The sequence below is a fragment of the Aeromonas sp. FDAARGOS 1411 genome (assembly GCF_019047125.1).
Taxonomy (GTDB): Bacteria; Pseudomonadota; Gammaproteobacteria; order Enterobacterales; family Aeromonadaceae; genus Aeromonas; species Aeromonas veronii.
Genome location: NZ_CP077214.1, coordinates 4,096,128 through 4,114,199 on the forward strand (window position 1 = coordinate 4,096,128; position 18,072 = coordinate 4,114,199).

Below are 18,072 nucleotides of genomic sequence, written 5' to 3' on the forward strand. Positions count from 1 at the left end.
GCGCCCTTGCGGATCAGTGATGCTGCAATTCGCACGCTTCCCAGTGAAAGGGAATGGGGCACAGCTGCTGGGAGGCCTTGTCATAGGCTTGCCACAGCTCGCCCATGGTGCGGCCATCGACCGGGTGGCGCAGTTTGGGTGCCAGCTCGGCCAGTGGCCACAGCACGAAGGCGTTGGTGAGCACTTCACCGCGCGGCAGTACCAGCGGGGTGTCGCAGACCAGATCGCCATAGAGCAGCAGGTCGAGATCCAGGGTGCGCGGGGCGAACTTCTTGGCATCCGGCTCGCGGCCGTGGGCGAACTCCATGGCCCGCAGTCGCTGGCAGACGGTGGCCAGCGGCAGATCGGTCTCGGCAGCCGCCACCAAGTTGTAGAAGGGGCGGCCGTTGAAGCCGACCGCCTCGCTCTCGAATACCCGGGAGACCCGCAGCTCGCCAAATTCGGCGTGCAGGGCATCGAGCCCGGCGCGAATATGGCGATCCCGCTCGATGTTGGAGCCCAGGCTGATATAGATGGTGGTCATCAGTTGCTGCTCGCGGCCGGGGTGCGATGGCGCAGGATCTCGACGCCGACTCCGGCGGCATTGGGCACGGCGCCCGGCTTGGTGAGGGTCACCTTGACCCACTGCACCCGCTCGTCGGCGAGCACCAGCATGGCAACCTGCTCGGCCATGGTCTCGACCAGCTCGACCACCTTGCCGGTGACATGCTCGCAAATCTTGTTGGAGAGGTCGGCATAATCCAGTGCCAGATTGATGTCGTCGGTTGCTGCCGCGGGGCGGTTGTCGAACCCCATCTCGAGGTCAAAACGGAGCTTTTGGCGAATGCCCTTCTCCCACTCATATACACCTATGGTGGTCAAAACTTCGAGTCCGCGAATAAACACCTTGTCCATGACTGTACTTCTTCTTTACTCTTGATGGGCTGTGATGACAGCGCAGGGATGCTGGCCGGGCAACACGCTTGCCGAGGCGCTCTGGGTGGGCATGGGCCCATGCCAGCGTATGTGGCCCGCATCATACCCCATTCATATCGTGGTAAAAACGACCAAGATGACGGCCCTGACGATTTTGATGATTATTCTGGCCTACCTGGGTGGTTCACTATCCAGTGCTGTGCTGGTCTCCCGCTGCACCGGTCTGCCCGACCCGCGGGATCATGGCTCCCACAATCCGGGGGCAACCAATGTGCTGCGCCTCGGTGGCCGGATGGCGGCGCTGGTGGTGCTGCTGCTCGATGTGCTCAAGGGCACTGTGCCCGTCTATCTCGCCTGGTATCTGCAGATCAAACCCGTCTACCTCGGCTTTATCGGGGTCGCCGCCTGTCTCGGCCATATGTACCCCATCTTCTTTCATTTTCGTGGTGGCAAAGGAGTCGCCACGGCACTTGGGACCATGATGCCCATCGGCTTTACCATGGGGGGTGCCGTGATTGGCACCTGGCTGCTGGTGCTGCTGGTGAGCGGCTACTCCTCGCTGGCCTCCATCATTACCGTGCTGCTGACGCCGCTCTTTACCTACCTGCTCAAACCCGAATATACCCTCCCTGTCTCGCTGCTCTCCTGCCTCATCCTGATCCGCCATCACGAGAACATCTCCCGCCTGCTCAAGGGGGAGGAACCCAGAGTCTGGGGGCGAAAAGGCGCGGCCTGTGCCGAAGAAGTGGCAGAAATGGACGATGTTGCGCAAAAAAGAGACGAACGAGACAAAAAGTGAAATTTCCCGTTGACCATCCGCCTTAAAATCCGTTTAATAGCGCCCACGCCCAGATAGCTCAGTCGGTAGAGCAGGGGATTGAAAATCCCCGTGTCGGCGGTTCGATTCCGTCTCTGGGCACCAATTTTGGTGCCATGAAATAAAAATTTGTTCATGCACAATGGTTTAAAGTGTGCCGGCTTAGCTCAGTAGGTAGAGCAACTGACTTGTAATCAGTAGGTCACCAGTTCGATTCCGGTAGCCGGCACCATTTGCCCAGATAGCTCAGTCGGTAGAGCAGGGGATTGAAAATCCCCGTGTCGGCGGTTCGATTCCGTCTCTGGGCACCAATTACAATTCCTCCTTAGTTCAGTCGGTAGAACGGCGGACTGTTAATCCGTATGTCACTGGTTCAAGTCCAGTAGGAGGAGCCAATTCAAAAAGCCCTTGTCGCAAGACAAGGGCTTTTTTCTATTTGGCGCAGCTATTTTTTAACCATAAAAACAACCACACACGCACAGATGAACCGCAGGATAGATATGGAAAATCATGTAGTTATAGAGTCAAAGGGGCGACTTGCCGCCATTAGGAACTGGATGGAACCCGTGCTGGTACTGCTTATTCTTGGCAGCCTGTTCGGTTACCTCGGCAGCCAGATGGGCCTCTCTGCCATGGTCAACACCCTGTTCAATACCGCCCACCAGCTGCTGCTCAATACCGTGCTCTTTATCATGGGGATCACGGTGCTCTCCGGTGCCCTGAGCCAGCTCTTGAGCGAGTTCGGGGTGATCCGCCTGCTGGAGGTGCTGCTGGCCCCCCTGATGAAGCCGGTGTTTCGTCTGCCCGGTCGCACCGCCCTGGCGGCGCTGATGACCTTCTTCTCCGACAACCCTGCGGTGATCAGCCTCGCCAAGGACAGCCGCTTTCGCAAAGGCTTCACTCCGTGGCAACTGGTGTCGCTCACCAACTTCGGCACCGCCTTCGGCATGGGCCTGATCGTGGTGACCTTTATGGCCACCTTGCAGCTGCCGAGCGGTGAATCCACTGCCAGCGCGGCGCTGATCGGGCTGCTCGGCGCCTTGGTAGGCTCGGTGGTCTCTACCCGACTGATGCAGCGGATGATCCGCCCCTTGGTGGGGGAAGTGCTGAACGATGACGCTGTATCGTCCGACGGCCGCAAGGTAGGGGTGACCAAAGAGGCTGCTCCCGGCTGGCTGCGGATCCTCAACTCTCTGCTCGATGGCGGCAAATCTGGCGTGGAGCTGGGGATGGCGGTGATCCCCGGGGTGCTGATCATCAGTACCTTCGTGATGTTGCTGACCTTCGGCCCGGGCGACAAGGGCTATACTGGCGAAGCGTTTCAGGGGGTAGCCCTGCTGCCGGTGCTGGCCGCCAAGGTGAGCTGGCTGTTTGACTTGCTGTTTGGCTTCCAGCAGCCGGAGCTGGTCGCCTTCCCAGCTACCTCGCTCGGTGCGGTCGGTGCCGCCATGTCGCTGGTGCCGCCCTTTATTGCCAAGGGGTGGATCACCGGTAACGAGGTCGCGGTGTTTACCGCCATGGGGATGTGCTGGAGTGGCTTTTTGAGCACCCACACCGCCATGCTCGATGCCCTCGGCTATCGCCACCTCACCTCCCGCGCCATCGTTGCCCACACCATCGGCGGCCTGTGCGCCGGGGTGGCAGCGCACCAGCTCTATCTGCTGCTGGGCTGAGTCGGGTTCAGACACGGATACAAAAAGAGGCTCTTCGGAGCCTCTTTGCATTTCTCCCTGCCGGTTCTGTTCATGGGCATACCAATCACTCTTGTGGCGTGATGCCCTGCACCTTTAACCAGAATCGCTCCTGGCAGTGGTTGTGAAACAGCTTGCGGGCTGGAGTGATGGGAATGGGACTGGCGATGACCCGATAGCTGATCCAGCACTCGGCACAAAGCTGCTGCGATGGCGCTTCGTCCTGTTCGGTTTGCTGGCGGATGACGACCCCATTGGCAAACCAGCTGGTGGTTATCTGGTGCTGGATCACAGTGCCGCTCTCATCATGCTCGCTATAGTGTTCACTCTCTTGGCGGGTGAGGGTGACGGGGCTCGCCTGTCGATGAATGGCCCTGATATAGCTGATTAGTTGATTTATTGCCGATCTTGCCGTGATGGTTGGCCTGCACTGGATGAGCTGCACAGGATGGAAGAGGGCTAGCGTAACGTGCTGCCGGGTTTGCGGCAATCGCCTCGGCTGCACCGCAAGTAAACCTGAACGGGGGAGAGCAATGGGGATCCCGCAAAACAAGGCCGAGCTGCTACTCGCGATCGATACCAATTTCAGCAAGTTGTTCAAGGCGTTGCAGGCCGTCCCCGAGAGCCGGGTGCGGGAGCCGACCTTGGCAGGGCACAGCAAGGGAACCACCATGAGCGTCGTCAATCTGCTGGCCTACCTTATCGGCTGGAACGAACTGCTGATCAAGTGGATCGAGCGGGATGCGGTAGGTCTGCCAGTGGATTTTCCCGAAACCGGTTTTAAGTGGAACGAGCTGGACAGGCTGGCCCAAAAGTTCTATCGGGATTACGAGGGGCTCAGCTATCCGGCGTTGTTACAGCGGTTGGCTGCCGCCAGAGGGCACATCATTGAACTGGTGGAGGCGCGCAGCGACCAGCAGCTGTATGGCTGCCTCTGGTATGAGAAGTGGACGTTAGGGCGGATGATCCAGTTCAATAGCGCTTCCCCCTATCTCAACGCCAACGGGCGGCTGCGCAAGTGGCTCAAAGAGTTGGCGATCCGGGTGTGAAAAGAGGGCGATAGCTGCCCGGGGGGGCGGCAAAACGCTTTGCCACCATATTGCCACTACCGCCCGTGGCGGCAGCTACTGGCCGCCTGACTCCCCTTTGCGCTCGGCCATCTCCTGCGTGCTGGTGTGCTGGTTGAATAAATAGATCAGCCATTCAAGGGATTAGCCGGTGCGGTGCGTTGGCCCCGCTTATGCAGACCTCTTGGCAACACCATCAAGGGTCGTTGTCGCGGAGAGTTATCATGATCAGCAACCTGCTTCCCCTTGCCTCAATCGCCCTCAATCTGGGCAGCCAGCTGCTTGGCAGCAGTAGCAAACCCCAGCCCGTGCAGCCTGCCGTGCAGGAGGATCGCCTTGCCCCGACCGTCCAGAGCTTGTTCCAGCGGCTCGGCATCAAAGATGCCGACAGCGAACAGAACCGCTCGGCCATCAATCACTTTATGGGGGAGCTGATGCAGACCCTGGGGCAGGAGAATGGTGGCAAATCCCTCCCGGCTGCCATCGATAGCGCCCGCAACCAGCTGGCGAGCGGCACCCAGAGCACCCGCCTCGATGCCCTGCAAAGTGAGCTTGATACTCTCAAGGATTCCCTCGGTGCCAGCCATCTCAACCTCGATCAGTTGCTCGGTGCCTTTAAACAGACCCTGCCAAATGGCAAGGGAGAGGGGGTTGGCAAGCTGCTAAATGCCAGCGCGTGAACGGGGGGTGAGTAAACAGAAACGGCAACCGAGGTTGCCGTTTTGCTTTCAACTTTGGATGACAAGCCGGTTGGCTTAACCCACCCGCTTGGCCAGCCACTGTTCGGCTGCAGTCAGTGCTACCTCAACCTGTTCGCGGGCGACGCCGCCTTTGGCGACCCGTTTGGCCAGGGTCGCTTCCAGCTCCAGATTGGGGTAGACGTCGAACTCGATCACCGGGCTGAAGCGCTGGAACTCGCCAATGGAGAGCTCCTCCAGCGGTTTGCCCACACTGATGGCGAAGACCACGGTTTCGCCGACGATATGGTGCGCTTCACGGAACGGAATTCCCTTGGCCACCAGATAGTCCGCCAGCTCGGTGGCGTTGGCGTAACCGCCTTGCGCCGCCGCCATGGTGCGCTCGCCGTTGACCTTCAAATCGATCAGCACCAGCGCGGCCATATCGAGGCAGTCGTGCCAGGTGTCGAGGGCATCGAACAGCCCTTCCTTGTCTTCCTGCATGTCCTTGTTGTAGGCCAGCGGCAGCGCCTTGAGGTTCATCAACATGCCCATCTGGGCGCCGACCACCCGGCCGGTCTTGCCACGAATAAGCTCGAGCGCATCCGGGTTCTTCTTCTGCGGCATCAGCGACGAGCCGGAAGTGACCGCATCGGAGAGCTCGACAAAGCCCGCCTCGCCGGTGTTGTAGAAGATGAGATCTTCGGCAAAGCGCGACAGGTGGGTCATGGAGAGGGACGCTACGTGCATCAGCTCCACCACGTGATCCCGATCGGAGACCGAATCCAGACTGTTGCGGGTGGCGCCGGCAAAGCCCATGTCCAGCGCCAGCGCTTCGCGGTCGATGGCGTAGGCGGTGCCCGCCAGCGCGCCGCAGCCGAGCGGACTGGTGTCGAGGCGCTTGAGGGCATCCTGCAGCCGGGAGTAATCCCGCTCCAGCATCTCCACATAAGCCAGTGCCCAGTGGGCGTAGGTGACCGGCTGGGCCCGCTGCAGGTGGGTGTAACCGGGCAACACGGCCACCTGATTGGCACGGGCGGAGGCGACCAGCCCTTGCTGCAGGGCGGTGATGGAGCCGAGCAGCAGCTCGCCCTGCGCCTTGCACCAGAGTTTCAGGTCGGTGGCGACCTGATCGTTGCGCGAGCGGCCGGTGTGCAGCTTCTTGCCAAGATCGCCGACGGCGGCAATCAGCTGGCTCTCGACCCAGGAGTGGATATCTTCGGCATCCGAATTGAGGATCTGCCGGGGATCCTGCTGCACCGAGGCGAGCAGCCCCTCCATCGCCTGTTGTAGTTTGCCCTGCTCATCGGCAGTCAATACGCCCACTTTTACCAGCGCTTTGGCCCAGGCCATGGATCCCTGAATATCCTGCTCCGCCAGCCGGTAATCGAACCGCAGCGAATCGTTGAACTGCTTGAACCGGCTATCGGCTCCCTGACTGAAGCGTCCACCCCAAAGTGCCATACTGCTCTCCTTGAATGCGTTGTCGGCGGCGCCTTGCGCCGTCGAGCTTGAAATCGTGCCCTGTTTTTCTGCGAGCCTGTTATCTCACAGAAGTGGCCCGGGCGCTGCCGCTCTTGTCACACCCGCCGATGATGGCTCAGGAGCCATGCCCTCTGCCTGTAGAAGAGGGGGCCATGCCCCCTCAACGGAATCAACGGGTTATCGCGCTTGCTTAGCCGTGGGTATGGTCGCCACCGATGGCCTGATGCTGCTCCTTCATGGCGCGGATCCGGCTGGCCAGGGTGTAGAGACGGATAAAGCCTTCGGCATGGCTCTGGTCATACACTTCGTCGGCGCCGAAGGTGGCGAAGTCTTCGGAGTAGAGGCTGTTCGGCGACTTCTTCTGCACCGCGGTGACCTGCCCCTTGTACATCTTCAGCACCACTTCACCGTCGAGATCTTCGGCGATGGCGTTGGCAGAGGCGAGGATCGCCTTGCACAGCGGGGTGAACCAGCGACCGTCATAGACCAGATGGGAGAACTCGGCACCCAGCTTTTCCCGCCAGGCGCGGGTCGGGCGATCCAGTACCAGCTCTTCCACGGCGCGCAGCGCGGCGACCATCACGGTACCACCCGGGGTCTCGTAGCAGCCGCGGGACTTCATCCCCACCATCCGGTTTTCGGTGATGTCGATGCGGCCCACGCCGTGCTTGCCGGCACGCTCGTTCAGGGTCATCAGGATCTGGTGCGGGCTGAGCGGCTGGTCGTCAACGGCCACCACTTCACCCTGCGCCACGGTCAGCTTGACGTACTCCGGCTGATCCGGTGCCTGCTCGGCCGGTACGGTCCACTGCCAGACTGCTTCGGACGGCTCGTTCCAGGTGCTCTCCAGCTCGCCACCCTCGGTGGAGATGTGCCAGGCGTTGGCGTCGCGGCTGTAGATCTTCTTCAGGGTCGCCTTGCAGGGGATGTTGCGGGTCTCCAGATAGGAGAGTAGATCTTCCCGGGAGCGCATGTCCCAGATCCGCCACGGGGCGATCACTTTCAGCTGGGGCGCCAGCGCGGCGACCGCACCTTCGAAACGCACCTGATCGTTGCCCTTGCCGGTGCAGCCGTGGGAGATGGCATCGGCCCCTTCCGCCAGCGCGGCCTCGACCATCGCCTTGGCGATCACCGGACGGGCCATGGAGGTGCCCAGCAGATAGGTGCCCTCATAGACGGCGCCAGTCTTCAGGGTCGGGTAGACGTACTCTTTGACGAACTCTTCCCGCAGATCCTTGATGATGCACTTGGTGGCGCCGGAGGCGATGGCTTTTTGCTCGATCCCTTCCAGATCGTCGCGCTCCTGACCGACGTCGGCCACGAAGGCGATGATTTCGGCATCATAGTGCTCTTTCAGCCAGGGGATGATGGCCGAGGTATCCAGTCCACCCGAGTAAGCCAGTACGATCTTGTTGATTCCGCTCATTTTACTTCTCTCCATGATGATTCGATAAAGGGTCGTGATTCAGGTTGAGTGCCGCGTTACTTGCCGCCGAGAAGGGTCAGCAACACGGCGTTCTGGATATGCATCCGGTTTTCGGCCTCGTCCATGATGAGGGAGGCGGGGCCATCCATCACCTGCGAGGTGATCTCCAGCTCCCGGTGCGCCGGTTGGCAATGCAGCACGTGCTGGATGCCGGTGCGGTCGAGCAGGGCCTGGTTGATCTGGTAAGGCATAAAGAGGTCTTTGACCTGCACCATCGGCGTGTTGTCGCCCATGGAGACCCAGGTGTCGGTGTAGGCCACGTCGAACCCTTCGATATCCGCCACGTCATCGCTGATGTGGATAGTCGCCCCCGACTTGGCCGCCAGAGCCTGCGCCTGCAGGAAGATCTGGGTATCCGGGCCGTGGCCTTTCGGGCAGATCAGGGTCACGTCGGTGCCGAGGGTCGCCCCCAGCAGCAGCAGAGAGTGGCTGACGTTGTTGCCATCACCGAGGTAGGCAAGCTTCACCTTCGACAGGTCGTCGTAGTGCTCGGCAATGGTCATAAAGTCGGCCAGCCCCTGACAGGGGTGGTAGAGGTTGCACAGGCTGTTCACCACCGGCACTGTGCCGTGCTCTGCCAGCTCGACCAGGGTCTGGTGATCGAACACCCGGGCGACGATGGCATCACACCAGCGGGACAGGTTGGCGGCGAAATCCTTCACCGACTCCCGCTTGCCCAGCGCGCCGTTCTGCTGATCCAGATAGACGCTATGGCCGCCCAGCTTGGCGATGCCGATGTCGAAGGTGACCCGGGTGCGCAGGGAGGGTTTCTCGAACAGGGTAACCACGCTCTTGCCGGCCAGCGCCTGGCTGTACTTCTTCGGGTCGGCTTTCACTGCTTTGCCCAGCGCAATCAGCGCTTCGATCTGGGCTTTGTTCAGATCACTGTCTTTCAGAAGATGTTGCATCGGATGTTCCTTGTTCCGGTGGAGATCAAATGGCCACTTGAGTGCCGACGGCGTCGCCAGCCAGCAGCTTGAGCAGCTGGTCCGGGTAACGCCAGCTGGCGACACAGACCGGCTTGCCGAGGGTCTGGGCGGCGTGCAGGGCGGCTTCTACCTTGACCGCCATGCCATCGCGGATCACCCCTTTCTCCATCAGATCCAGCGCGGTCAGCTTGTCGAGCTGGGGCACCAGCTTGCCCTTGCCATCGAGGATGCCGCTCACATCGGAGAGCATCACCAGATCGGCGCCGAGCGCCTCGGCAATGGCGGTGGCCGCCTGATCCGCGTTGACGTTCATCAGCTGCCCCTCGGCTGTGATGCCGATGGAGCTCACCACCGGCAGGAAGCCCTGACCGAGGATGCCCGCCACCAGTGCCGGGTTGCCCGGCTTGCACTCGCCGACCGCGCCGAGATCCGGGTCGAGCTGGGTCACCTGACAGAGGCCGCCATCCGCCAGACAGAGCCCAACAGCGGGAATGCCGGTGGCGATTGCCTTGGCCATCATCTGTTTGTTGGCAGTGCCCGCCAGCGCCCCGGCAATGAAGGGGATCTGCTCGAAGGGGGTTACCCGCAGGCCGTTCTTCTTGGTGGAGGTGAGACCCAGCCCCTTGAGCAGGTCATCCACCAGACAGCCACCGCCATGCACCAGCACCAGCGGACGGTGCTGATCGTCGAGAAAGGTTTTGAGGGTGGCGAACAGGGCGGTCAGCGCCTCGTCGTTCTCGATAAGGGCGCCGCCCAGCTTGATTACCAACGTCTGTTTGTCCATGTTCGAGATCCTTCCTAAGTCCTTAAATCAGGCCGGTGGCCGGTTCAAATCCAAATTTGATATTTATGCACTGCATGGCTTGCGAGGCGGCACCCTTGAGCAGGTTGTCGATGGCAGAGACCACCACCAGCATGTTGCCCTGCTGTTGCCAGGCGATATCGCAGTAAGGGGTGTTTGCCACACCGCGAATAGAGGGCATCTGGCCGGTGAGGCGCACCAGCGGCTTGCCTTCGTAAGCCTTGAGGAAGGCCTGATCCACCTGGGTGGGGGTGACGCCGTCCGCCAGCTGCACATAGATGGTGGCCAGGATGCCGCGCACATAGTTGCCAAGATGGGGCTGGAACAGCACCTCCTTGCCGAGGTGATGGCTGATCTCCGGCTGGTGTCTGTGATTGAAGGTGCCGTAAGGGTTGAGGCTCACTTCGCAGAAGCTGGTGTTGATGGCCGCCTTGCGACCGGCGCCGGAGACCCCGGAGACGGCGTTGATGATGGGCTGCCACCCCTTGGCAATCAGGCCATCCTGCTGCAGCGGCTTGAGGGCGCACAGCGATGCGGTCGGGTAGCAACCGGGCACCGCAATCAGCTGGGCGCTGGCGATGGCATCGGCATTCCACTCGGCCAGACCGTAGGCGGCCTGATCCAGCCACTGTTCGCTCTGGTGGGTGAAGCCGTAGAAGCTGTCGTAAAAGCCCTGATCCTTGACGCGGAAGGCACCGGAGAGATCGAACACCGGCAGCCCCTTGGCGAGAAACTTGGGGGCCAGCTCGGCGCTCACCTCGTGGGCGGTGGCCAGCAGCACCAGATCAGCCTGGGTCAGGATCCGGGTCATGCCATCCTCGTCCAGCGGCAGCAGCGGCTGATCGAGGGCGCCGACCCATTGGGGATGCAGGGATGAGAAGCGCTTGTGCGCATCCTGACTGCCGGCGGAGACATAGAGGCCGAACAGTTTGAGTTGTGGATGGTTCTGTACCAGTGCGGCCAGTTCGGCTCCCGCGTAGCCACTGGCACCGACGATAACGGTGTTGAGCATGTTTGAATATTCCAAATCAGAGTTCGAGATTCACAGCGTGGTGCTGCGGTACACAAGGGTGTTCGATCGCCCCTGTGCACAAGTGCGGAGGGGCAATTCAGGCGGGTGTGTGTCGTCGGTTATAGATCAGGTGACAGAACATTAACTTTCCCTTACAACTAGAAGCCTTTGTTGATGAGCCAGATATTCAGGTAAAATTAAAGAATATTCATGCACTCACTTTGCATTTGTATTTTCTAACAGAAACATTCCGGGGACGCAAGGAGGAGCTGATGGCCAATCTGGATTTTTTTTCACTTTATAAGAATATTATTGCGATTCCCTCTATCAGCAGCACGGATCCCAAGTGGGATCAGAGCAACGAGGCGGTGATCCGGCTGCTGGCTGACTGGTTCACCCGGCTTGGCTTTCAGTGCGAGGTAACTGCGCTCCCCGAGCTGCCGGGCAAGTTCAATCTGGTGGCGACGATCGGTCAGGGAGAGGGCGGTCTGCTGCTGGCAGGTCACACCGATACGGTGCCGTTCGATGAGGGGGGCTGGAGCAAGGATCCCTTCAAGGTGACCGAAGAGGGCAACCGCCTCTATGGCCTCGGCACCATCGATATGAAGGGCTTCTTCGCCTTTATCGTCGAGGCGCTCAAGGAGATTGACCTCACCAAGCTGACCAAGCCACTGCGCATCCTCGCCACTGCCGATGAAGAGACCACCATGGCAGGGGCCCGCGCCATCGCTGCGGCAGCCGAACTGAAACCCGACTACGCCGTGATTGGCGAGCCGACCGGGCTGGTGCCTGTGGTGGCCCACAAGGGGCATATGTCGGAGGCGATCCGCATTACCGGCAAGAGTGGTCACAGCTCGGATCCCGCCAACGGCGTCAACGCCATGGAGATCATGCACAAGGCGATGGGGCAGGTGCTGCGCTTGCAGCAGGATCTGAAAGCTCGCTACGCCGACCACCGCTTTGCCGTGCCGCAGCCAACCCTGAACCTCGGTTACATTCAGGGCGGCGACAGCCCGAACCGCATCTGCGGCTGCTGCGAGCTGCATATCGACCTGCGACCCACTCCTCAGGTGGGGCCGGATGAGCTGATGGGGATGCTCAAAGAGGCGCTCTCTCCCATCGAGATCCACCAGCCCGGCTGCCTGCATCTGCAACATCTGCATGAACCCATTCCCGCCTACGCCTGCGCCGACGACTCTGTGCTGGTACGTGAGGCCGAGAAGGCGAGCGGCCGCGCGGCCGAGTCGGTCAACTACTGCACCGAGGCCCCTTTTATCCAGCAGCTTGGCTGCGAGACCATAGTGATAGGGCCCGGCCATATCACCCAGGCGCACCAGCCTGACGAGTATCTGGATCTCTCCTTCGTCAAGCCGACCACCTCGGTGTTGCAGCACCTGATCAGACGTTTTTGCCTGTAGCGGCGGCGGTGAAAGGGGCGTAAAAACTGTAAGTAAGTTACATAACAAGCCGGTTGTGGAGTGGTGATGGAAATACATGTTCTGAATCGGCCTGTTATTTGACCTTGCGCAGACAATCTGGGTAGATTGTCACCCTAAGATGACGGAGCATATGTTGTAATCGCACAACAATAAGTGAGGTCGTCTAGCACCCCGGATGGGTGTCAGGCACCAACAAGATAAGGATGTGGAATGAACGAAAAGTACGCCGCACTACGCGCCAACGTAGGTATGCTGGGTCAGCTGCTGGGTAAATCCATCAAGGATCATCAGGGTCAGGCCTTTCTCGACAAGATCGAAACCATTCGCCAATTGGCCAAGTCCTCCCGCAAGGGCAATGAATCAGACCGGGAACGTCTGCTCGATACCCTGCGCACCCTGAGCGATGACGAACTGCTGCCGGTGGCCCGCGCCTTCAGCCAGTTCCTCAATCTGGCCAACGTGGCGGAACAGTTCCACACCATCTCCCGTCGCTGCGAAGAGCAGGTCTGCACCCCGGACCCGCTGGAGCAGATGTTCGACAAGCTGAAAGCGTCCAACCTGTCGCAAGAGGCCATCATTCAGGCCGTGCGCGAGCTGGATATCGATCTGGTGCTGACTGCTCACCCCACCGAGGTGACCCGTCGCACCCTGATCCACAAGCACGTACAGCTCAACGACTGCCTCGAGGCGCTGGAGCTCTCCGACCTGCTGCCCCGCGAGCGGGACAAGATCCTCAACCGCATCGAACAGCTGATCAATCAGGCGTGGCACACCAACGAGATCCGCGAACAGCGCCCGACTCCGGTCGACGAGGCCAAGTGGGGCTTCGCCGTGGTGGAGAACAGCCTGTGGCCTGCCATTCCCGAATTCATGCGCAATCTGGACGAGCGTCTGCAACACCATCTGGGTGTGCGGCTGCCGCTGGATGCCGCGCCGGTCAAGTTCACCTCCTGGATGGGCGGTGACCGCGATGGCAACCCCTTCGTCACCGCCAAGGTGACTGCCGAAGTGCTGGAGCTGGGCCGCTGGATGGCGGTGAGCCTGTTTTACAAAGACATCAAGGAGCTCACCTCCGAGCTCTCCATGTCCGACTGTACCGACGCCGTGCGTGCTCGCGTTGGCGATCACCCCGAGCCTTACCGTGCGCTGGTGCGCGAGCTGCGTGAAGCGCTGCGCGAAACCAAGGAGCACCTCACCGCCAAGGTGCAGGGCCAGGCGAGCGAGAGCCAGGATCTGGTCAAGACCACCGCCCAGCTGCGCGAGCCGCTGGAGCTCTGCTACCACTCATTGCACGCTTGCGGCATGGGCAACATCGCCGATGGCATGCTGCTGGACGTGCTGCGCAAGGTCGCCTGTTTCGGCATCCATCTGGTCAAGCTGGATATCCGTCAGGATGGCGAGCGTCACGGGCTGGTCTTCTCCGAGCTGACCCGCTATCTGGGTCTGGGTGACTACGCCGAGTGGAGCGAAGATGACAAGCAGGCTTTCCTGCTCAACGAACTGAATTCCCGCCGCCCGCTCATTCCTCACGACTGGGAGCCGAGCGCCGAGGTGCGCGAGACGCTGGATACCTGTCAGGTCATCGCCCAGCACGACCCCGATGCGTTCGGTATCTACATCATCTCCATGGCCGGAGCGCCGTCCGACGTGCTGTCGGTGCAACTGCTGCTCAAAGAGGCGGGCTGCAAGTTCCGTATGCCGGTTGCCCCGCTGTTTGAAACCCAGGATGACCTGATGGCAGGCACCGCCGTGATGGAGCGTCTGCTCTCGGTGGACTGGTATCGCGGCTACATTCAGGGCCGTCAGTACGTGATGATCGGTTACTCCGACTCTGCCAAGGATGCGGGCATGATGGCCGCTGGCTGGGCCCAGTACGCCGCCATGGAATCCCTGGTGGGACTTGCCGAAGCCAACAACATCCGCCTCACCCTGTTCCATGGCCGTGGCGGTACCGTCGGTCGTGGTGGTGCGCCAGCCCATCAGGCCATCCTCTCCCAGCCGCCGGGATCCCTGCGCGGCGGTCTGCGTACCACCGAACAGGGGGAGATGATTCGCTTCAAGTTCGGCCTGCCGAAAGTGGCGATCAAGAGTCTGGAGCTCTACACCAGCGCCGTGCTGGAAGGGAACCTGCTGCCGCCGCCCAAGCCGAAAGAGTGCTGGCGCGAGGTGATGGAACAGCTGGCCGCCGACTCCTGCGAGCACTACCGCAGTATCGTGCGCGGTCATCCGGACTTCGTCCCTTACTTCCGTGCCGCCACCCCGGAGATGGAGCTCGGCAAGCTGCCGCTCGGCTCCCGTCCCTCCAAGCGCAAGCCCAACGGCGGCGTCGAGAGTCTACGCGCCATTCCGTGGATCTTCGCCTGGACCCAGAACCGCCTGATGTTGCCAGCCTGGCTCGGTGCCCACAAGGCACTGCAGCAGGCGATCGACGGCGGCAAGCTGGCGGTGCTGGAAGAGATGAGCGCCCAGTGGCCCTTCTTCCGCACTCGCCTCGAGATGCTGGAGATGGTGTTCCTCAAGGCGGACGTCTGGCTCGCCGAGTACTACGACACCCGTCTGGTGCCGCAGGAGCTGTGGGGCCTTGGCAAACAGCTGCGTCAGGAGCTCGCCGAGTCCATCGAGGTAGTGCTGAAACTGAGCCCGCGCGGGGATCTGCTGGAGGATCAGCCCTGGATCAAGGAGTCCATCAAGCTGCGCAACCCCTACACAGACCCGCTCAACGTGCTGCAAGCCGAGCTGCTCAACCGCTCCCGCAACCACCCGGAGACCCTGCACCCCGAGCTGGACAAGGCGCTGATGGTTACCATCGCCGGTATTGCCGCAGGGATGCGTAATACGGGTTGATAAATATTTCCAAACAGGTCTTAAATAAAAAGAGCGCATAATATGCGCTCTTTTTATGGCTAGTTTATTTTGTCAACTTCATTTAAATAGAGAGTTTTAAATCATCCTGAAAACTAATGGCTGAATGTAGAAAATCATATAGCAACCTAGTATTGCATCATCACAACGCACCAGAGTAGATCGATAGTTAGCTTTTAAAATAATGGTAAATACAATAAAGGTTAAATATATCCAGGCAGAGAAAGTACCCGAGAGATAATTAAATAGTATTGAACCGCTTGAAATTAGTAGCAGTGCAATTCGATGGGCAAGGTTGTTGCTTAAAAGAAAGGGTGCTACAACGGCCGCTATCAATGTGACGATTATTATCACTAGTGACATGAGGCACAGCCCCCGCTTGCTGCTAGGCCAGCACTGCTTGAAGCCATCATGCCTGCGACACCATTTCCCATGATGGGGCTTAACCTACCGGTAACGGTACCACCAAATGCACCTGTAGCAATCTCTCTCATGCTGGCATCAGGATTGTTGGCAATGACGGTCATCGCCCCGATAACGGCACCGCCGCCTGCCCATACGACTGGTGCCGCTCTCTTGTTACGCTTGCTTTCATTTATATCTCTTATCACGATAAAGCTATCGTGCTCTATGCTGATAACTACCTTGGTTGAATTTGCGATTGTTGATATGGTATCGACATCAACAAATTCACCAGGGTATATAACAGTTGGATTTGAATTTTTGTCTTCTATTTCAATGTATCGACTAGAAAGGTTTACCACCGTGATGTTTTCTTTGTTGAAATTGATGCAATACTTTCCATCGGCATTAATAGAGTAATGTTAACCAGCGTGTAGTGTGTTGCAGTTACTCAATGGGCAAGTATTGGCATTGGCACCTGAAATACTGCATAGCAATAATGCTGTGGCCAAACAGAGCTTCATCCACTATCTCCAGAGTGGTTCATTTGGAAATCAATCATTGATTAAATGGGAATTGTTGTCAATTGTTTTTTGGATGCATTCTATTGATTTAATTGTCAAGTTTTCTGACAGCACCCTTGGCATTGCGGGTTGTGGGGCAGCACTTGCCTATGATGAGCTCGTTGTCGATGAAAGGGATATTGTGGGAGCTGGGCTGCACCCCATGCTCCCTGAGTTGACCTTGGGCTAGAGCGCCGGGAAGTAGCAGGCGCTCATGTCGATGGGGTGATCGGGGCAATTGGGCAGATAGAATTGCCAGCCCGCATCGGAGAAAGCGCGCAGTTCGGTTTCGACAAACTTGATGGCGAGGCTCAGGGCCTGCAGGCTGTCGATGCCGTAGATAAAGGTCTTGTCGCTCAGCCCTGCCAGCTTCACCTTGCAGCGCCAGTCACCGCTGGCGGACTTGGGATCCGGCTCGGGGGCCTTGATGGCGATCTTGAGGGTGAGCTGTTCCCCTTCGGTGCTGATAGCGTCGAAGCGGGCGGTAACGATGGCGTTTTTCATATGGTGATTCCTTTTCCGTGGTACAGCCCCTACGGTTGCGGGTGGCTGGCTCCCTGATGGCTGATGAGGTGAAAACTGGACTCAGGACGGCCAGCGTAAATGAACTTGTGAGTTGAAACAATGGGATATGCGCGACCGGGTGAGGGGGCTTTCGCCGCCGTGAGCGAGCGTAGTGGCGGGAGTAGCAACGCGCTGGCCACCTGTGGTGGCCGAGAGGCTGGCGGGCTGCTAGATGTAAAGGGTTGTTGGCTGTGGCCGCAGATTTTTCTGCGCTGCCGATGAGGGCGAGTGAGTCCTCTTGAGGCAGAATATCTCCCCCCTGTTTGACGTTGAAGTACAGGAGTTTCCGTGGCGCTTTCGGTAACCCAGCTTTATGAAGTGATGGCCCAGCTGCCAGATCCCGTCTTTATCCTCAGTGAAGATGGCTATTACGTGGAATATATCGGCGGTATGGAGCAGCAATCCTATCACGACGGCAATCCGCTGGCGGGCAAGCAGCTGGCCGATGTGCTGCCACCCGAGATGGCCATGTGGGTCAAGGCGCAGGTGGCCGAGTCGCTGGCAAACGGTCAGGTGCGGGTGGTGGAGTATGAGCTCTCCGCCGTCGAAGTGGGGGGGATCAATGCTGCCGTCGGGCCGCAAGGGATACAGCGTTTCGAGGGCAAGATTGCGCCGCTGCCCTCCCTCTATGACGGAAAGCGGGCGGTGGCCTGGGTGACCCGCAATATCACCCGCCAGTACGAGTTGCAGCAGCGACTGCTGCGCCAGAGTGAAACCGACCAGCTGACCGGCCTCTACAACCGCCGGTTCTTCTTTGAGCACTGCCAGCCGTTGCGGGCAGGGGAGGCCCCCTGTGGTCTTATCATGCTCGACATCGATCACTTCAAGCAGCTCAACGATCGTTACGGCCATCAGCAGGGAGATCGGGCCTTGCAGCGCTTTAGTTGTTGTATCGATGCCCTGTTGCGGGCGGATGACCTCTTTGTGCGCAGCGGTGGCGAGGAGTTTCTGATCCTGCTGCCGCGGATCGATGAAGCCGGTTTGCTGCAGATGGCGGAGCAGATCCGTGCCGCCGTCGAAGCGCTGCCTGCCGACCCGGTCGCCATCACGGTCAGTCTGGGCACAACTCTGGTGCAGCCGGAGGAGGAGATCAATCAGGCGCTGGCTCGGGCCGACGAGTGGCTCTATCGGGCCAAGCGGGCAGGCCGCAACCGGGTGGCGCACTGCCCGGCAGGTTGAAAGTGCCGCCTCGGTCGCTGTCGGAAATAGCCTGCGCTTTTACCCTGAATAAATTGGCTGACATCACTGTCAATTAGTAGAAAAGTTGGCCGTATTATTTAACTCATATTCCACAGCTTAAGGTGTTAATATTATCGGCCTGTTCGCTGGTCTTATTTATGTTGTTGGGCAACAGCATGAGG

The 18,072-nt window shown here is 59.5% G+C and carries 18 protein-coding genes and 4 tRNA genes; 12 read left to right on the plus strand and 10 right to left on the minus strand.

Going from position 1 to position 18,072, the window contains the following annotated elements; all coding sequences use genetic code 11:
• Positions 1-13: 13 nt before the first annotated feature.
• Together folK and folB are read right to left on the minus strand one after the other, a co-directional pair.
• Positions 14-523, minus strand: coding sequence for a 2-amino-4-hydroxy-6-hydroxymethyldihydropteridine diphosphokinase (gene folK, locus I6L41_RS18620; protein WP_139474360.1), 510 nt, complete (start codon positions 521-523; stop codon positions 14-16).
• Positions 523-894 carry a dihydroneopterin aldolase gene (folB, locus tag I6L41_RS18625; protein WP_005356584.1) on the minus strand — a complete coding sequence of 124 codons (372 nt, stop codon included), beginning with the start codon at positions 892-894 and terminating at the stop codon, positions 523-525. Before folB ends, folK begins: the two co-directional genes overlap by 1 nt.
• Positions 895-1,051: 157 nt before the next feature.
• Here folB and plsY point away from each other — a divergent pair, with 157 nt between their 5' ends.
• From plsY to I6L41_RS18655, 6 genes are all read left to right on the plus strand, one after another.
• A complete protein-coding gene (plsY, locus tag I6L41_RS18630; protein ID WP_042053596.1) occupies positions 1,052-1,714 on the plus strand; it encodes a glycerol-3-phosphate 1-O-acyltransferase PlsY in 663 nt (220 codons plus the stop codon).
• A gap of 47 nt (positions 1,715-1,761) precedes the next feature.
• A tRNA-Phe gene (locus I6L41_RS18635) sits at positions 1,762-1,837 on the plus strand.
• A 51-nt stretch (positions 1,838-1,888) separates the two neighbouring features.
• Positions 1,889-1,964 (plus strand) — tRNA-Thr (locus I6L41_RS18640).
• Positions 1,965-1,967: 3 nt separating this feature from the next.
• Positions 1,968-2,043 (plus strand) — tRNA-Phe (locus tag I6L41_RS18645).
• Between the two features lie 8 nt (positions 2,044-2,051).
• Positions 2,052-2,127: transfer RNA gene (locus I6L41_RS18650), tRNA-Asn, on the plus strand.
• A gap of 105 nt (positions 2,128-2,232) precedes the next feature.
• On the plus strand, positions 2,233-3,405 hold the full coding sequence (locus tag I6L41_RS18655) for a nucleoside recognition domain-containing protein (protein WP_005355060.1): 1,173 nt from the start codon (positions 2,233-2,235) through the stop codon (positions 3,403-3,405).
• Positions 3,406-3,490: 85 nt separating this feature from the next.
• Here I6L41_RS18655 and I6L41_RS18660 read toward each other — a convergent pair whose 3' ends face one another.
• A complete protein-coding gene (locus I6L41_RS18660) occupies positions 3,491-3,823 on the minus strand; it encodes a hypothetical protein (RefSeq protein ID WP_181222970.1) in 333 nt (110 codons plus the stop codon).
• A 133-nt stretch (positions 3,824-3,956) separates the two neighbouring features.
• On the opposite strand from I6L41_RS18660, the gene I6L41_RS18665 reads away from it, so the two are divergent.
• Positions 3,957-4,472, plus strand: coding sequence for a ClbS/DfsB family four-helix bundle protein (locus I6L41_RS18665; RefSeq protein ID WP_181222971.1), 516 nt, complete (start codon positions 3,957-3,959; stop codon positions 4,470-4,472).
• Between the two features lie 242 nt (positions 4,473-4,714).
• Positions 4,715-5,170 (plus strand): hypothetical protein, encoded by a 456-nt coding sequence (locus tag I6L41_RS18670; RefSeq protein WP_216960571.1) that lies wholly within the window; start codon positions 4,715-4,717, stop codon positions 5,168-5,170.
• Positions 5,171-5,245: 75 nt separating this feature from the next.
• On the opposite strand, the gene argH is transcribed toward I6L41_RS18670, so the two are convergent.
• From argH to argC, 5 genes are all read right to left on the minus strand, one after another.
• Positions 5,246-6,631, minus strand: coding sequence for an argininosuccinate lyase (argH, locus tag I6L41_RS18675; RefSeq protein WP_181222973.1), 1,386 nt, complete (start codon positions 6,629-6,631; stop codon positions 5,246-5,248).
• 211 nt (positions 6,632-6,842) lie between these two features.
• Complete coding sequence (locus I6L41_RS18680; RefSeq protein WP_033115910.1) at positions 6,843-8,078, minus strand: argininosuccinate synthase; 1,236 nt, start codon at positions 8,076-8,078, stop codon at positions 6,843-6,845.
• A gap of 56 nt (positions 8,079-8,134) precedes the next feature.
• Positions 8,135-9,046 (minus strand): ornithine carbamoyltransferase, encoded by a 912-nt coding sequence (locus I6L41_RS18685; protein ID WP_216960574.1) that lies wholly within the window; start codon positions 9,044-9,046, stop codon positions 8,135-8,137.
• Positions 9,047-9,071: 25 nt separating this feature from the next.
• Positions 9,072-9,851: an acetylglutamate kinase gene (argB, locus tag I6L41_RS18690; RefSeq protein WP_216960580.1), complete on the minus strand. Its 780-nt coding sequence runs from the start codon at positions 9,849-9,851 to the stop codon at positions 9,072-9,074.
• A 22-nt stretch (positions 9,852-9,873) separates the two neighbouring features.
• Positions 9,874-10,881 (minus strand): N-acetyl-gamma-glutamyl-phosphate reductase, encoded by a 1,008-nt coding sequence (gene argC / locus I6L41_RS18695; RefSeq protein ID WP_064339283.1) that lies wholly within the window; start codon positions 10,879-10,881, stop codon positions 9,874-9,876.
• A gap of 272 nt (positions 10,882-11,153) precedes the next feature.
• Here argC and argE point away from each other — a divergent pair, with 272 nt between their 5' ends.
• Both argE and ppc read left to right on the plus strand, forming a co-directional pair.
• Positions 11,154-12,299: an acetylornithine deacetylase gene (gene argE / locus I6L41_RS18700; protein WP_216960585.1), complete on the plus strand. Its 1,146-nt coding sequence runs from the start codon at positions 11,154-11,156 to the stop codon at positions 12,297-12,299.
• A gap of 231 nt (positions 12,300-12,530) precedes the next feature.
• Positions 12,531-15,164: a phosphoenolpyruvate carboxylase gene (ppc, locus tag I6L41_RS18705; RefSeq protein ID WP_005356550.1), complete on the plus strand. Its 2,634-nt coding sequence runs from the start codon at positions 12,531-12,533 to the stop codon at positions 15,162-15,164.
• 371 nt (positions 15,165-15,535) lie between these two features.
• Here the strand turns inward: ppc and I6L41_RS18710 are convergent, their stop codons facing one another.
• Positions 15,536-15,946: a hypothetical protein gene (locus I6L41_RS18710; protein WP_254203338.1), complete on the minus strand. Its 411-nt coding sequence runs from the start codon at positions 15,944-15,946 to the stop codon at positions 15,536-15,538.
• 76 nt (positions 15,947-16,022) lie between these two features.
• On the opposite strand from I6L41_RS18710, the gene I6L41_RS18715 reads away from it, so the two are divergent.
• The gene (locus I6L41_RS18715) at positions 16,023-16,337 is read left to right on the plus strand and encodes a hypothetical protein (RefSeq protein ID WP_216964016.1); all 315 of its coding nucleotides are present in this window, start codon (positions 16,023-16,025) and stop codon (positions 16,335-16,337) included.
• On the opposite strand, the gene I6L41_RS18720 is transcribed toward I6L41_RS18715, so the two are convergent.
• Entirely contained in the window at positions 16,334-16,651 is a 318-nt protein-coding gene (locus I6L41_RS18720) for a hypothetical protein (protein ID WP_005355042.1), read from the minus strand. The genes I6L41_RS18715 and I6L41_RS18720 overlap by 4 nt on opposite strands.
• Positions 16,652-16,999: 348 nt before the next feature.
• On the opposite strand from I6L41_RS18720, the gene I6L41_RS18725 reads away from it, so the two are divergent.
• Positions 17,000-17,890 (plus strand): sensor domain-containing diguanylate cyclase, encoded by an 891-nt coding sequence (locus I6L41_RS18725; RefSeq protein ID WP_158110931.1) that lies wholly within the window; start codon positions 17,000-17,002, stop codon positions 17,888-17,890.
• The last annotated feature ends 182 nt before the right edge of the window (positions 17,891-18,072 follow it).